Source organism: Actinomadura sp. NPDC049753, from assembly GCF_040674655.1.
Classification (GTDB): domain Bacteria; phylum Actinomycetota; class Actinomycetes; order Streptosporangiales; family Streptosporangiaceae; genus Spirillospora; species Spirillospora verrucosospora.
Genome location: NZ_JBFARL010000100.1, coordinates 1 through 14,746 on the forward strand (window position 1 = coordinate 1; position 14,746 = coordinate 14,746).

A 14,746-nucleotide genomic window follows, 5' to 3' on the forward strand; every position below is an offset into this window, starting at 1 on the left:
CGCGGCTGGCGACGCAGAGCCGCCGCAGCCGGTACACCGACCTTTGCGAGCGCCGCCTCCACGATGAGGACGAGCGGATCGTGTCGCGGTTGCGCTGCAGGACCCCCGCGCCGTGCGCGAGGCGTTCCGGAACGGCGCCCTGCACTACCTGATCAAGCCGTTCACCGCCGCCGCGCTGAACGAGCGCCTCACCGCCTACGCCCGGTACCGGGACGCCCTGTCGGGCGGGAGCGAGCTGTCCCAGGAGGACCTCGACGGCGCGGTCCGCGCCCTGTACGCGCCGCTGCACGCCCGCGCGCCCGCGCCCAAGGGCCGGTCGCCGGTGACGACGCGGCTGGTCAGCGACGCGCTGCGGCGGGCGGAGGAGCCGCGGTCCGCGGCCGAGATCGCCGACCAGGTCGGCATCTCCCGCGCCACCGCCCAGCGCTACCTCGCGGCGCTCGCCGAGGCCGGGCGGGTCGTGGTGACGCTGCGCTACGGCGCCACGGGCCGGCCCGAGCACCAGTACGCGTGGTCGCCCCGGTAGAGGCCGGCGAGGACGTCCTCGATGCCCGCCTCCCGCAGGGAGATGTCGCGGATGTCGTGGTCGCGGGCCAGCGCGGCGACCACCGCGGCCGCGTTCGCCGCGTTCGGCAGCCGGAGCCACTGCCGCGGCCCCTCGACCCGCTCCGCCTCGATCCCGTCCAGGGTGATCGGCGGGGCCGGCCGCGCGAGCTCCACGACCAGCAGCCGGTCGGCGTCCACGGTGCGGCGCAGCTCCTCCAGCCCGCCGTCGTAGGCCAGCCGGCCGTGGTCGATGATCAGGACGCGGCGGCAGAGCCGCTCGATGTCGCCGAGGTCGTGCGTGGTCAGCAGGATCGTGGTGCCGCGCTCGGCGTTGACGCGTTCCAGGAAACCGCGGACGGTCGCCTTGCTCACGACGTCCAGGCCGATCGTCGGCTCGTCCAGCACGAGCAGTTCCGGGTCGTGCAGCAGCGCCGCCGCGAGGTCGCCCCGCATCCGCTGGCCGAGGCTGAGCTGCCGGACCGGGGTGTCCAGGAACGGCTCCAGCTCCAGCAGCGCGGTCAGCTCCGCGAGGCGCTCCCGGTGCGCGGCCGCCTCGACCCGGTAGAGCCGGCGGACGAGCGCCAGGCTGGCGCGCAGCGGCAGGTCCCACCACAGCGTCGTCCGCTGCCCGAACACCACCCCGATGCGGCGCGCGAGCATCGTCCGGCGCCGCGACGGGTCCAGCCCGCACACCCGCAGGGTGCCCGACGACGCGGTGAGGATCCCGGTCAGCATCTTGATCGTCGTTGACTTCCCCGCCCCGTTCGGGCCGAGGTAGCCGACGAACTCGCCCCGCTCCACCGTGAACGACACCCCGTCCACCGCGCGCACCGTCCTGCGCGCCCGCCGCAGGACGCCCGAGCGCGCCCGCACGGTGAAGGCCTTGGCCACGTCCTCGGCCTCGATCATCGGCACCGGCAATCAGCTCCCTGTCGATCGGTAGTGCCGCAGGCCGGCCCGCCACGCGGCCGCCGCCGCCGCGCACAGCGCCGCGGCGACCGCCGGGGAGGCGAACCGCGCCGCGCCCGGCAGCCCGAGCGGGTCCGGACGGTCCAGGACGTACAGCGCGGGCTGCCAGTTGACGAACGCCAGCGGCACGACGAACGTCACCCCGCGGACCAGGTCGCGGGCGAACACGGTCATCGGATACTGGGTGAGGAACGCGCCGCCGTAGGTGAGCGACTTGCTCGCCCCGTGGCTGTCGACGAGCACGAACTGCACCGCGGCCGTCAGCACCCACAGCCCCCCGAAGATCGCCGTTCCGGACAGGACCATGACCGGGACCATCGCGAGCCGGCCCGGGGTCCAGTGGACGTCCAGCCGGCCGAGCGCGTACCCGAGCACCAGCACGGCCGGGACGAGCTTGCCGAGCCGCCGCGGGGTGAACCCCTCCGTCGCGATCTGGACCAGCGGGCTCACCGGGCGCACCAGCATCGCGTCCAGCGTCCCCTCCCGCACGTGCGCCCCGAGCCGCTCGGTCGACCCGAGGACGATGTCGGAGAGCGCGAAGGACAGGGCCGAGGTGCCGTACAGGAACAGGACCTCGGACACGCCGAACCCGGCGATGCGCGGCGCCCGCGAGAACAGCACCATGATGGCGACCGCGTCCAGGACGGAGACGACCGCCGTGGCCAGGCCCAGCAGCACCATCGACACCGGGTACTGCGCCGCCGCCCGGATCCACGTCCAGGCGAGCAGCCCGTACACGCGCAGCGTTCCGGGCGAAGCGGGCTCAGCCACCGTGGACCACCAGCCTCCGCCGTGCCGCCCGCGTCGCCAGCGCGCCCGCCCCGAGCAGGACGGCCGCCCACCCCGCCTGGAACGCCAGCGCGCCGGCCAGGCCGGCGCCGCCGTACCGGCCGAGGAACACGTCCGCCGGCACCTGGATCTGCGCCGCCCACGGCAGGAGCTCGGCGGCTCGGCCGAGCCGCCCGGGGAACACGACGAGCGGGAGGATCATCCCGGAGAAGAACAGCGACATCACGAGCGTGACGGCGCTCAGGCCCCGGTCGTCGTGCAGCCAGAACATCCCCATCGCCACCAGGTAGCGCAGCCCGAAGCTCACCACCGTCGCGAGGACCAGCGCCACCGCGAACGCGGCCAGATGCGCCGGACCCGGCCACCGGAACGGGAACGCCAGGGCGCCGGCCAGCAGGGGCGGTCCCGCGCGCAGCACCAGCGAACTCGCCGCGCGGCCGAGGTCGTGGGCCAGCCACCAGCTCTGCAGCCCGGCGGGGCGGTGCAGGTCGATCGCGACGTCCCCGTTGCGGATGCGCTCGGTCAGCTCCATCCCGCCGAAGATCTGTACTGGCCCGATCAGCGCCTGGGTGACGAAGCAGAAGGTCACGGCGTCGGCGGCCGTGTACCCGCCGAGCGACGGCCGGACCTCCCACAGCGCCAGCAGAACGTAGGCGCGCAGGAAGCCGAACATCATGTTGGTGAGCGACTCGGTCAGGGACCCGAGCGGATAGGCGGTGTGGCGACGGAACCCGTACCACCACACCCACGGAAGGACGCCCACTTGCCGGAAGCCTAGACGGGCGGCCCGTCCGCGACCACGTACTTTCGCACACAGACGGGCCCCCGGCGGGTCGCGCCGGGGGCCCGGTCCACGTGCGGGACGAGCTCAGTCCTGCGGGATCTCGGGCTTGACGGGGGAGTAGAGCCAGTCCTTGAAGAACCCGCTCAGGTCCTGTCCGGCGATCCGCTGGGCCAGCGCCGTGAACTGCTCGGTCCTGGCGTTGCCGTACTTGTGCTGCGCGTACCACGTCCGGAGCAGGGTGAAGAACCTGTCGTCACCGATCTTCTCCCGGAGGAACTGCAGCATCATGCCGCCGCCGCTGTACACGCGGTCGTTGAACATGGTGTCGCGCTGCGGGTCGGCGGTCAGCACCGACCAGTACGGGCGGCCCTCACGGTCGGGGAACGGGCGGGCGGCGTAGGTGGCGCGGGCCGCGTCGTGCACGGAGCGGCCCCCCTGCACCTCGGTGTAGTACCACGCGGCCCAGGTGGCGAAGCTCTCGTTCAGCCAGACGTCCTTCCACCGCGCGGGCGAGACCGCGTCGCCGTACCACTGGTGCGCCAGCTCGTGCGCGATCGTGCCGGTGCTCCGCACGGCCGAGTACACGGGCTTGCTCTGCGTCTCCAGGGAGAACCCGAGCGGCTGGCCGTTGAAGCGGGCGTCGTCGGCGATCGCGCCGGTGCTGCCGAACGCGTACTCCCCGAACGTCTTCGACCAGAGGTCGGTGACCTGGCTGGTGGTGTCGTAGAAGAAGCTCACCGCGTCCGGCTGGGCGGCGAGCAGTTCGGGGTCGACGGCCGTGTAGTTGGGGACGCCGCGCGGCGTCCGGCCCTGCTTCACGTCCCACTTGCCGATGTCGATCGTGGTGAGGTAGCTGGCCATCGGGCTGTCCTCGCGCCATTTGAAGACCTCGGCGGGGGTCTTGGACGCGCGGCGGCTGAAGCCCGCGACGGCGGAGCGGTGCCCCGCCGGGCGGCCGTTGGCGACGGCCGTCAGGCCCTTCGGCACCGTGATCGTGTAGTCGTAGGTGGCCTTGTCGCTCGGGTGGTCGTTGACGGGGAACCAGGTGCTGGCGCCGTTCGGCTCGCCGCCGACGAACGCGCCGTCGGGGGTGTGCAGGAAGCCGTAGGGGGACCCGAAGACGATCGGCGAGCCCACGATGGTCTGCGGCACGCCGCCGTACCTGATGACCGCCGTGAAGGTCCGGCCCTTGCGCAGCCCGTGCCGCGGCGTGATGACCAGCTCCTGGCCGCGCCGCTGGTAGCGGGCCTGGCTCCGGTCGACCCAGACCTTCTCGACGTCCATCCCGGACAGGTCGAGGTCGAACCGCGACAGGTTCTGGGTGGCGCGCGCGGTCACGGTCACGGTGCCGTCGAGCTGGTCGTAGTCGGGGTCGTAGCTCAGGTCCAGCGAGTAGTGGCGGACGTCGTAGCCGCCGTTGCCCTCCAGCGGGAAGTAGGAGTCTCCGACGCCGGGGGCGCCGGGGGTGAAGCGCCCGTACTGGCCCTGCCCGTCCGCGGAGGCGGCGGGCGCGAGCGCGACGACGCTCACCGCGGCGACGGCGAGTGGGAGCATCCGGCCGGGGATCGCCCGGGACCGGATGAACCGGGGGTGACGCGCCATCAGGGGTCCTCTCTCAAAAGATCGACTAGCGGGGCTCACGATGCGCCCCTCCGGCGGCGTTTGTCGAGATCCATTGCCGAATGTGGCCGGAACGTGAGGGGCGGACGAGGGCGGTGAGAGGGATGGCGCGGGGTTGTGCCGGGACGCCGTAAGGCCCCCGCGGGTGTAGGGACGCGGGGGCCTTAGGGGTCCTGGGGATCAGGCCGGAGAGCGGGGCCGGCGGCGCCGGCCGGCGCGGGTCAGTGGAACTGGCCCTCTTCCGTCGAGCCCTTCAGGGCGGTGGTGGAGGAGTCCGGGTTGATCGCGGTGCTGACCATGTCGAAGTAGCCGGTGCCGGCCTCGCGCTGGTGCTTGACCGCGGTGAAGCCCTTCTCGGCCGCCGCGAACTCGCGCTCCTGCAGGTCGACGTAGGCGGTCATGCCCTCTCGGGCGTAGCCGTGCGCCAGGTCGAACATGCCGTAGTTGAGCGCGTGGAACCCGGCCAGGGTGATGAACTGGAACTTGAAGCCCATGTGGCCGAGCTCGCGCTGGAACTTGGCGATGGTCGCGTCGTCCAGGTGCGCCTTCCAGTTGAAGGAGGGCGAGCAGTTGTAGGCCAGCATCTGGTCCGGGTACTCGGCCTTCACGGCCTCGGCGAACTTGCGCGCCTGCTCCAGGTCCGGGGTGCCGGTCTCCATCCAGATGAGGTCGGAGTACGGCGCGTAGGCCTTGGCGCGGGCGATGCAGGGCTCGATGCCGTTGCGGACGCGGTAGAAGCCCTCGGCGGTGCGCTCGCCGGTGGTGAACTCGCGGTCGCGCTCGTCCACGTCCGTCGTGATCAGGGTCGCGGCCTCGGCGTCGGTCCGCGCGATGATCAGAGACGGCACGTTGGAGATGTCCGCGGCGAGGCGGGCGGTGTTGAGGGTCTTGATGTGCTGCGAGGTCGGGATGAGAACCTTGCCGCCGAGGTGGCCGCACTTCTTCTCGGAGGCCAGCTGGTCCTCCCAGTGCACGCCCGCGGCGCCCGCGGCGATCATGCCCTTCATCAGCTCGAAGGCGTTCAGCACGCCGCCGAAGCCGGCCTCGGCGTCGGCCACGATCGGGGCGAGGAAGTGCGTGTCCCCCTCACCCTCGGCCCACTGCACCTGGTCGGCGCGCAGCAGCGCGTTGTTGATGCGGCGCACGACGGCCGGAACCGAGTTCGCCGGGTAGATGCTCTGGTCCGGGTAGGTCTGGCCCGCCAGGTTGGCGTCCGCCGCGACCTGCCAGCCGGACAGGTAGATGGCCTTCAGGCCCGCCTTGACCTGCTGGACGGCCTGCAGGCCGGTCAGCGCGCCGAGGGAGTGGACGTAGTCCTCCTCGTGCAGGAGGGTCCAGAGCCGCTCCGCGCCGAGACGCGCGAGGGTGTGCTCCTCCTGGACCGATCCGCGGATCCGGACGACGTCCTCGGCCGTGTAGGTCCGCTCGACGCCCTTCCAACGCGGGTCGGACTCCCACTGCCGCTGCAGCTCCTCGGCTGCGCCCTTGAGGCGACTGTCGCTCATGTTCTCGCCCTTCCGTGTCGTCCCCTGGGTGCTTGCTCACGACTATGCCCCCGGCACCAGCCCGTTATGAACTGGCGAGTAACGAAAGAAGTGCGAAATTTCCGCTACGATGAAGCCGTGACGACCTTGCGGACAGAAGAACCCCTCAACTTGACGAGTGACGTGGATCTCGTCACGTTCGGGCAGCGGCTCCGCCATCTGCGGCGCGCCCGCGGACTGACGCTGTCGGAGCTCGGCGAGCGCGTGGGCCGCGCCCCGTCCCAGCTCTCCCTGCTGGAGAACGGGCGGCGCGAGCCCAAGTTGACGCTGCTGCAGGCCCTCGCCGCCGCGCTGGAATGCCCGGTGGAGGAGCTCCTGCGCCGCCAGCCCCCCAGCCGGCGCGCCCAGCTGGAGATCCAGCTGGAGGAGGCGCAACGCGACCCGCTCTACCGGACGCTTGGCCTGTCGCACCTGAAGGTCGGCAAGCGGATGCCGAACGAGGTCATCGAGCACATCCTCGCGCTGTACGGGGAGCTCAGGCGCAGCCGCACCAAGCCCACCGCGAGCCCCGAGGAGGCCCGCAAGGCCAACGCCGAGCTGCGCCGCCAGATGCACGAGCGCGGCAACCACTTCGCCGACATCGAGCACGTCGCGTCCCAGACCCTCGACGCGGTCGGGTACCGGCGCGGCGCGGTCTCGCAGGGGCTGCTGATGACCCTGGTCGGGCACTTCGGCTTCAGCCTCCAGTACGTCCAGGACCTGCCGCGCTCGGTCCGGTCGATCACCGACCTGCGCAACCGGCGGATCTACCTGGAGCGCGAGCAGCTCGGCATGCACACGCCGCGGACGATCCTGCTGCAGACCCTCGGGCACATCGCCCTCGACCACGACCAGCCGCGCGACTTCGCCGACTTCCTGCGCCAGCGCGTCGAGGCCAACTACTTCGGCGCCGCGATCCTGATGCCCGAGCGCAGCGTCGTCCCGTTCCTGCAGGAGGCCAAGGCCGCCCGGGAGCTGTCGGTGGAGGACCTGGCGGACGTCTTCTCCGTCTCCTACGAGATGGCCGCGCACCGCTTCACCAACGTCGCGACCCACCACCTCGACCTGCAGCTGCACTTCACCAAGAACGATGAGAACGGCACGATCTACAAGGCCTACGCCAACGACGGCCTGGCCTTCCCCCAGGACGAGGACGGCGCGATCGAGGGCCAGCGGATGTGCCGGGAGTGGGCCGGGCGGCACGTGTTCGGCGCCGCGGACCGCTTCTCCGTCTACTACCAGTACACCGACACCCCGAACGGGACGTACTGGTGCCTGTCGCACATCGACCCCAGCCACGAGCGCGACTTCGCGATCACGCTGGGCGTCCGGTTCGAGGACTCCCGCTGGTTCCGCGGCCGGGAGACGACCCGGCGGGTCAGGTCGGCCTGCCCGGACGGCGACTGCTGCCAGCGGCCCCCGAAGGCGCTGTCGGACCGGTGGGAGGGGATGGCCTGGCCGTCGGCGCGCGCCCACTCGCACGTCCTGTCGGTCCTGCCGCCGGGGGCGTTCCCCGGTGTCGACGAGGCCGACGTCTACGAGTTCCTGGACCGGCACGCCGCCGAGTGACGGGCGTGTCGTGACCCCCTGGCACGGCGCGGACGGCGGCGTCCGCGCCGTGACCGCCGCCCGCCTGTTACCCCTGGTAACTCCGATGGTGCTACCGTTGGTAACACGCGATATTGGAGAGAGGGTCAATTAATCATGACGAGCGCGGAGCAGACGCCGTTCTCGCTGGAGCCCAGCGAGGACGTTCGCGAGGTCAGGGACTGGGTGCACGAGTTCGCCAAGGACGTCATCCGCCCCGCCGCGGAGGAGTGGGACGAGCGCGAGGAGACCCCCTGGCCGCTGATCCAGGAGGCGTCCAAGGTCGGCATCTACTCCCTCGACTTCTTCGCCACCCAGTGGCTGGAGCCGACCGGGCTCGGCATCCCGGTGGCGTTCGAGGAGCTGTTCTGGGGCGACGCGGGCATCGCCCTGTCGATCGTGGGGACCGGCCTCGCCGCCGCGTCCGTCGCCGCAGTGGGCACCCCGGAGCAGGTCAGCGAGTGGGTGCCGCAGATGTTCGGCAGCGCCGACGACATCAAGCTCGGCGCGTTCTGCGCCTCCGAGCCCGACGCCGGAAGCGACGTCGGCTCGATCCGCACCCGTGCCGTGTTCGACGAGGCCAAGGACGAATGGGTGCTGAACGGCACCAAGACCTGGGCGACCAACGGCGGCATCGCCGACGTCCACGTGATCGTCGCGTCGGTGCACCCCGACCTCGGCAGCCGCGGCCAGGCCAGTTTCATCGTCCCGCCGAACACCCCGGGCCTGCGGCAGGGCCAGAAGTTCAAGAAGCACGGCATCCGCGCCTCCCACACCGCCGAGGTGATCCTGGACGACGTCCGGATCCCGTCCCACCTGATCGTCGGCGGCAAGGACCGGTTCGACGAGCGCATCGCGCGCAGCCGCGAGGGCAAGAGCTCCAAGGGCCAGGCCGCGATGAAGACCTTCGAGACGACCCGCCCGGCCGTCGGGGCCATGGCCCTCGGCGTCGGCCGCGCCGCCTACGACTACGCCCTCCAGTACGCGCGGGAGCGCGAGCAGTTCGGCAGGAAGATCGGCGACTTCCAGGCCGTCGCCTTCAAGCTGGCCGACATGAAGTGCCGCCTGGACGCCGCCCGCCTCATGGTGTGGCGGGCCGCCTGGATGGCCCGCACCGGCAAGGACTTCGAGAACGCCGAGGGCTCGATGGCCAAGCTGATGGCCAGCGAGATGTCGGTCCACGTCACCGAGGAGGCCATCCAGATCCTCGGAGGCAACGGCTACACCCGCGAGTACCCCGTCGAGCGCATGCACCGCGACTCCAAGATCTTCACCATCTTCGAGGGCACCTCGGAGATCCAGCGCCTCGTGATCGGCCGCACCGTCACGGGCCTCCCCGTCAGATAGCAGCCGACCTGCACAGACGGCCGGGCCGCCTCGCTCGAAGAGACCCAGGCGCCCCGGCCGTCTTCTCGGTTCCACACCCCAACATCTTCGACGGTCAGGCCACCAAGATCAGATCGGGCATACAGCCGGGACCTGTCGCACACAACCTAGGTCACGGGCGTCACCAGTGGCTTGGGTTCGGTGTTCCCCTCCGTGCCGTAACGCCGCAGCAGCCACAGCCCGAACGCGGCGTGGAAGACGTACACGAACGCCTCCCACGCCCATGGCACCGAGCCCGGTGAGCGGATCTGCATGAAGTCGTCCAGCCCGTGGACGAACACCATCGGCCACACCGAGCCGATCGCGAACCGTAGTCCGGCGCAGCAGAAACCGAACAGCCCGGCCGAGAGGATCTGCCAGAGCGTGTCCTCCAGGGACCGGCCGAAGAACAGGTAGTTCTGGATATGTCCCGCCCCGAACAACACGCCGACCCAGACCGCGGCGCTAACCGGTCCGAGAGGGCCGAGGACCCGCTGGACGAGCCCGCGGCTGTAGACCTCTTCGTTGATCCCGACCCACATCAGCGAGACCAGCCCGCTCACGGCCACCGTCGTACTCCCGCTCAGGCCGGCCAGGGCGTAGGAGAAGGCGATGAGGACCATGGGCGCGGCGAGCCACCAGCGGCGAGCCACTCCCAAGGTGGCGACACCGGACTCGCGGAGCCAGCCCCACCGCCACAGCACGAACGTGACCGCGCCGAAGCACGCCACGTTGACGAGGGCCGCCCCCAGGTCGGGAAACCAGTCCGGCGCGAGCGGCGGCAGCAGGACCTTCGCGACCAGCAGCAGGAGAACATGCCAGGCGAGCGTCACCTCGACGGCCCCGAGCAGCGGACGGCGCGTCACATGGTGTCTCCACCTGAGCAGCACCGGCTGATCGTAACCGCCGCTCCCGCCACCCGGAACCCTCACGACAGGTTCCGGCCTCGCCGCCCACGATGATCCCTGGTGAGCGGCGACCGCGGCACTCAGCGGCACGGTCTGGCGGGGCCGGCCCAGAGGCGCCCCCGCACAACGCGCACCGACGGATGCGCGGCCGAGACCTCTGCCGCCCTGGGCCGTGCTCGATGGAGCGATCTTGGAGGGGATATCGGCACTACACAAGCAGTTCGTCGAATGGGTTTACGACCACTCCAACGCCACTCCGCTCGGAGATGTCGACGTGCGGGAGTTCGGCAAACCCCACGGCCTCAGCGGGGAGGGCTGCTGGACGCTGCTCAGGCAATGCAAGGAGCGCGGCTTCGTCGAGGACGAGCACAGCACTTACGGGACCCCCGCAGCCAACCTCACGCCCTACGGCCGCGAATGGGCCGAAGCGCGCAAGAGCCGCCGCGGCGACAAGATCCAGCGGAAGATCGCCGCGCGCAACGGGCTCCTGGTCCGGCTCCACGGCCGGTGCGAGCTTCACGGCTACGTCGAAGGCCGGAACTCGCCGGCATCGTTGACCAAGGCCTCACCGACAGCGTCCTCCGCCGCACCCTGCGGTACCAACCGGTCGGCGCACGGGGCCGGGTCGCCGACCTCGATCAGGGCGTCGTGGATGAGCTGGGGGAGGCGGTCGGTCAGCGGCTGGCCTGGATGATCTCTCGCATCTGGTCGGGGCCGTATGCGTCGCACCAGGTGCTGCGCAGGTTGCCCATCGACTCCAGGGATAGGATGAATGACGCGAGTTCCTTCTCCTCGCCGGCTTCCATGACGCAGACGATGTCGTAGGGACCGCCCGGAGTCCAGTAGATGTCCTTGAACTGCACGCCGTGCTCGCCTGCCGTCTTCCTGGCCTGCTCGTAGCGGTCGAGCGTATCCCGGTAGCTCTTTACGCCTTGCTCTGTCCACTTCAGAAACGCGATACCCGTCGTCATCGGAACCTCCCTCATACGCTGCGGCTCCTGCCAGCCTAGGGAGGTGCCTTTCACTGCGCCCCCAAGAGCGGGCTGCGTTTGCGCAGATCAGCGGGTCGGACGGGCCGGGTCGTTGCCTAAGAGCGCAGCTTCGCTAGGCCAAAACCCGGCCACCGTGCCGGGTTCCTGCTTTAAGCCCCCAACGACAGCGTGACCTTGCCCTGTGCCACCTGTGCATCCGTGAACGTCACCGTCCCGCGATGGCTCACCTGCAACCCGAACTCGCACGCTGCTCGCCCCCCGTGGTCGAAGAAGCCCGCGCTCAGGACGGAATAGGCCGTACATCCTCAGCGGGCGTCGCGGCGGGCTTGGCGGCGGGCGCCCTTGGCGCGGGTGGCGGCATGGCGGCGGTTCAGCGCCGGGTCGGCGGTTGTGGGTCTGAGGCGAGCTGTCGTTTGGGGCGTCATCGACTCGGGTTGCGGGGCGCCGGGCTGATGCGGGGCTGGGCGGGACGGGTTGGCCGCGGCGATGCGCTCGGCCTTGATCTCCGAGGCGCTGCGCCTTGCGGCCCTGGCCAGATACCAGCTCACGCGGGCCAGAGCGTCCTCGAACACCTCTGCCTTCTGGGCGGCGCGGGTGTTCTTCGGACGGGCCTTGCCCCGTCCGCCGTGCTCCTCGATCCGCGCGCTCGCGGTGCGGCGGTACAGCTTGCTGTACTTGTTGCGGGCGCGCCGGATCCGCGTGTGCAGATCGACGAGGCCGTCCTCAGCGAGGTCGGAGAGTTCGGCACTCTCGGTCTCCCGGACAAGAGCCTTCTCCGGCTCGTTCAGCGAGTTCAGCAGCGCCTTCATCAGCCCCCCAGACGGTCGGTGCGGCCCTGTCGAGCGTCGCACGAACCTCCGCAAAGGGTGGGACGAGAACACCCCAAGAACGGCAATCACCGCAGTTGATTCCGCGGCGGCGCCGCCGAGCCCGGCGGCCAGACTTGCGCCGGTCATCAATCTGCGGCTCACGGATGGAGGCGTCGACTTCCGGTCACTGCACAAGGCCACCTACGCCCGATGCTGGACGCAGCGCCTGTGCCAGACGAGCCTGCCCGACGGTTGCCGGGCGACAACCCGTCTACGCCGACCGCGCCCGCGTCTCCGAAGGCCACCGCGGCAAGACCTGCACCGCCCCGGGCTGCGACTGCGGCGGCTACGTCCCCAGCGCCCTGAACGCCGCCGACGTCGGCGGAGACCCCGCACACCCCCGGCACGCGCCCTACGGACGGCCGGGCCGCCGCACCAGAAGGCCGATGGCGACCCGGCCGTTGCCTTCCCGGCTACGGCGGGGCCTGGTAGGTGTCCGCAAGGTGGTCCTGGAGTTCGGCATGGCGGAACTGGTAGACCGGGCCGACCGCACGCAGCAGGCCGAGGCGGTGACAGTCGTCGAGGAAAGGCATCAGCCGACGCGGTAGGTGGCCTGCCCGGGCCAGGTTCCTGGTGGCGACCAGGTACGCCCACCAGGCCCGGTGCTCACCCGCGAACCCGACGGTCACGGCAAAGGCGAAGGTGAAGGCGAGGACCTCCATCGCCCACGCTGAAGCGGACCGGACATCGAGCTGCGGCCCGCTCACGACGCTGAGCACAAGATAAAGCAGAATCCACAGCCCGCCGGCGAGGGCGCTCGTGAGGAAGCGAAGCAGGTTGAGGGCCCGGTCGGCATGCCAACTCGTGAGCGGTGTGACAGTGGGGCTGGTCGGTGCCGGGGCAGCTGCCCAGCTCGGGACTTCGATGGCCAGCCAGGCCGGCACCATGAGCGAGAGGCCAAATGCCAGGAGTAAGAGGAGTGATCCGGCCGAGCGTTCCCCATCGGTAAACCACAGCGCCAACGCGAACATGAGTCCGAACACGCAGTATCGCCCTAACCGGCGGACGAGGCGGCCGTAGCGTTGACGGACGCGTAGATCGGCGAATCCCGGCTCGTCGCGGGCCCAGGACCTTGACTCCCGCCAGAAGTACACCCCGGAGGCAAGGCCCAACGCCAAGCCCACGACTCCGAGCGGGAAATCCCCCAAGTACTGGTCCTTCTCTGCTGCGTGGGCGTTCTCGACCCAATCTACGAATCCGAACGTCAAGCCCGTCGTGAGAGCGACCGTCAGGCCGATGGCAAGGGTGAGCGCCCACCGGGTGAAGGTTGAGGTGCCGGTGGTGGCGGCCAGGCGCCACCAGGCGAAGTCGCGGGTTCCTTGGCTCGCCTCCTCGGACGGCGAGAAGCTCAGGTGGTGCGCCAGGTAGCCCAGCCAGTGCCTGACCTTGGCGGGGTCGTGGAGGTGGCGAGGCCGGAACGGATACGGGAAGTCGTCGCGGGGCCTGCGATCGTTGATCACGGCGGGAATGAGCGCGTCGAACAGATGGGCTCGCAGAGCGGTGGAGCTCGGGAAGCGGTCCGGGTCGGTCAGCGGCGTGGAATCGGTGCCTGGGTCGGCGAAAACGGTGCGCAGCAGCCACAGCCCCAGCGGGGTTGCGGCGACGTCGGCCAGAGCCGCTGCCGGCCCGCGCGCCGAGCCGGCCGGGACCTGGCCGGCCGGCCGGGTGGCCCGGAGCGCGGTCAGGACCTGCGGCCAGGCCCCTTCCTGGGAGAACAGGCATTGCGAGAGGTAGTCGGCGGCGTCTCGGGGAGACAGGGGGCAGGGTTCGAGCACGGCGGCAGAGGTGATCACCTGCCCGGCCGCGGTGACCGCGTGGGCGAACTCGACGGTGCGGCTCGTGAGGACGAGCTGGTCATCGCCGAGGGAGTCGTTCAACGCGGCGATCATCGTCGCCTGGGCCGTCGGGGGCAGCTCGTCCAGGCCGTCCAGGATCGGCAGGATGTGCCCGCGTGCGGCCAGGGCCCGCACGATCTCCTCACCGATACCGGAGCCGCGCAGATACGGGTGGTCGCGCCGGAGGCGGTCGGCGAGCCAGTCGCTCAGCAGGGGGAACCGCTCGGCGTCCCAGCCGGACGCCGACAGCAGGACCGGGATCGGTTCGTCGGGATGCTGGGGGCGGGTGGCCAGCAGGTGCAGCAGGAGCTGCAGCGCGAGCGTGGTCTTACCGGAGCCGGGGCCGCCGAGGATCACCAGGCGACGCCGGCGCAGGCGGCGGAACCGCGCGGCGAGCGCCGCGATGTCCGCGCTGGAGGCCGTCCACCACACCCCGCCCTCCGCGCCGGGCTCGATGAGGCCGGGGTGGTCCATGATCCTTGGAGTGCGCGGGTCCGGCGCCGGAGCGCGCCATCGGACCGGGATCGGATCGGGCCGGCTCAGCAGCCGCACCAGCGCCTCCTTCTTCCACTGCTCCGCCACCTTGCCGGCCAGCAACTCCTTGGCGCGCGCCAGTGCGTCGGCGTCGGGGACGGCCGCCGCGGCCAGCGTGCGGGAACGCTGCCGGGCCCAACGCAGCGCGAGGATCAGGGGCACCGCGGCGGCCAGGACGAACCCGCCCGTGAGTTGCGCGAGATTCGCCGAGACCTGCAACCCGTCCTCGCCGGTCAGCGGGGTGAACGTCACCGCCGCCAGGACCAGGACTCCGGCCGACGCCGCCAGAACCGCCAGCCATGGCCACCATGCCTTGTCGTTGCGCATGGCCGCCAGTCTGAGGTCGCCGTCCCCGGCGAGTGGCCGAAGGCCACAACCGGTCCGCTGAGGCGCTGACCGAATACAGGCACCAGGGTCAAATGAAA

13 protein-coding genes are annotated in these 14,746 nt (G+C 70.9%); 4 read left to right on the forward strand and 9 right to left on the reverse strand.

From position 1 onward, the window contains the following. The first annotated feature begins 112 nt into the window (after positions 1-112). Positions 113-526 carry an HTH domain-containing protein gene (locus AB0K37_RS24180; protein WP_363984720.1) on the forward strand — a complete coding sequence of 138 codons (414 nt, stop codon included), beginning with the start codon at positions 113-115 and terminating at the stop codon, positions 524-526. On the opposite strand, the gene AB0K37_RS24185 is transcribed toward AB0K37_RS24180, so the two are convergent. From AB0K37_RS24185 to aceA, 5 genes are all read right to left on the reverse strand, one after another. Then, a complete protein-coding gene (locus AB0K37_RS24185; RefSeq protein ID WP_363984768.1) occupies positions 475-1,455 on the reverse strand; it encodes an ATP-binding cassette domain-containing protein in 981 nt (326 codons plus the stop codon). The two genes, AB0K37_RS24180 and AB0K37_RS24185, sit on opposite strands and share 52 nt — an antisense overlap. A 12-nt stretch (positions 1,456-1,467) precedes the next feature. Beyond that, positions 1,468-2,286: an ABC-2 family transporter protein gene (locus AB0K37_RS24190; RefSeq protein WP_363984722.1), complete on the reverse strand. Its 819-nt coding sequence runs from the start codon at positions 2,284-2,286 to the stop codon at positions 1,468-1,470. Next, positions 2,279-3,067, reverse strand: a complete 789-nt coding sequence (locus AB0K37_RS24195) for an ABC-2 family transporter protein (RefSeq protein ID WP_363984724.1) — start codon at positions 3,065-3,067, stop codon at positions 2,279-2,281. Before AB0K37_RS24195 ends, AB0K37_RS24190 begins: the two co-directional genes overlap by 8 nt. Positions 3,068-3,172: 105 nt before the next feature. Continuing rightward, positions 3,173-4,690: a M1 family metallopeptidase gene (locus AB0K37_RS24200; protein WP_363984726.1), complete on the reverse strand. Its 1,518-nt coding sequence runs from the start codon at positions 4,688-4,690 to the stop codon at positions 3,173-3,175. Positions 4,691-4,929: 239 nt separating this feature from the next. Beyond that, the gene (gene aceA, locus AB0K37_RS24205) at positions 4,930-6,213 is read right to left on the reverse strand and encodes an isocitrate lyase (protein ID WP_363984728.1); all 1,284 of its coding nucleotides are present in this window, start codon (positions 6,211-6,213) and stop codon (positions 4,930-4,932) included. Between the two features lie 150 nt (positions 6,214-6,363). Here aceA and AB0K37_RS24210 point away from each other — a divergent pair, with 150 nt between their 5' ends. Continuing rightward, on the forward strand, positions 6,364-7,800 hold the full coding sequence (locus tag AB0K37_RS24210; RefSeq protein ID WP_363984730.1) for a helix-turn-helix domain-containing protein: 1,437 nt from the start codon (positions 6,364-6,366) through the stop codon (positions 7,798-7,800). Positions 7,801-7,935: 135 nt separating this feature from the next. Next, the gene (locus tag AB0K37_RS24215) at positions 7,936-9,165 is read left to right on the forward strand and encodes an acyl-CoA dehydrogenase family protein (RefSeq protein WP_363984732.1); all 1,230 of its coding nucleotides are present in this window, start codon (positions 7,936-7,938) and stop codon (positions 9,163-9,165) included. Positions 9,166-9,311: 146 nt separating this feature from the next. Here AB0K37_RS24215 and AB0K37_RS24220 read toward each other — a convergent pair whose 3' ends face one another. Next, a complete protein-coding gene (locus AB0K37_RS24220; RefSeq protein WP_363984734.1) occupies positions 9,312-10,049 on the reverse strand; it encodes a CPBP family intramembrane glutamic endopeptidase in 738 nt (245 codons plus the stop codon). A gap of 232 nt (positions 10,050-10,281) precedes the next feature. Between AB0K37_RS24220 and AB0K37_RS24225 the strand changes: the two genes are divergently transcribed. Further along, entirely contained in the window at positions 10,282-10,785 is a 504-nt protein-coding gene (locus tag AB0K37_RS24225; RefSeq protein WP_363984736.1) for a hypothetical protein, read from the forward strand. On the opposite strand, the gene AB0K37_RS24230 is transcribed toward AB0K37_RS24225, so the two are convergent. From AB0K37_RS24230 to AB0K37_RS24240, 3 genes are all read right to left on the reverse strand, one after another. Next, complete coding sequence (locus AB0K37_RS24230) at positions 10,766-11,062, reverse strand: GYD domain-containing protein (protein WP_363984738.1); 297 nt, start codon at positions 11,060-11,062, stop codon at positions 10,766-10,768. The two genes, AB0K37_RS24225 and AB0K37_RS24230, sit on opposite strands and share 20 nt — an antisense overlap. A gap of 326 nt (positions 11,063-11,388) precedes the next feature. Continuing rightward, positions 11,389-11,892 (reverse strand): hypothetical protein, encoded by a 504-nt coding sequence (locus AB0K37_RS24235; protein ID WP_363984740.1) that lies wholly within the window; start codon positions 11,890-11,892, stop codon positions 11,389-11,391. Positions 11,893-12,365: 473 nt separating this feature from the next. Further along, the gene (locus AB0K37_RS24240; RefSeq protein ID WP_363984742.1) at positions 12,366-14,540 is read right to left on the reverse strand and encodes an NACHT domain-containing protein; all 2,175 of its coding nucleotides are present in this window, start codon (positions 14,538-14,540) and stop codon (positions 12,366-12,368) included. Positions 14,541-14,746 lie beyond the last annotated feature (206 nt).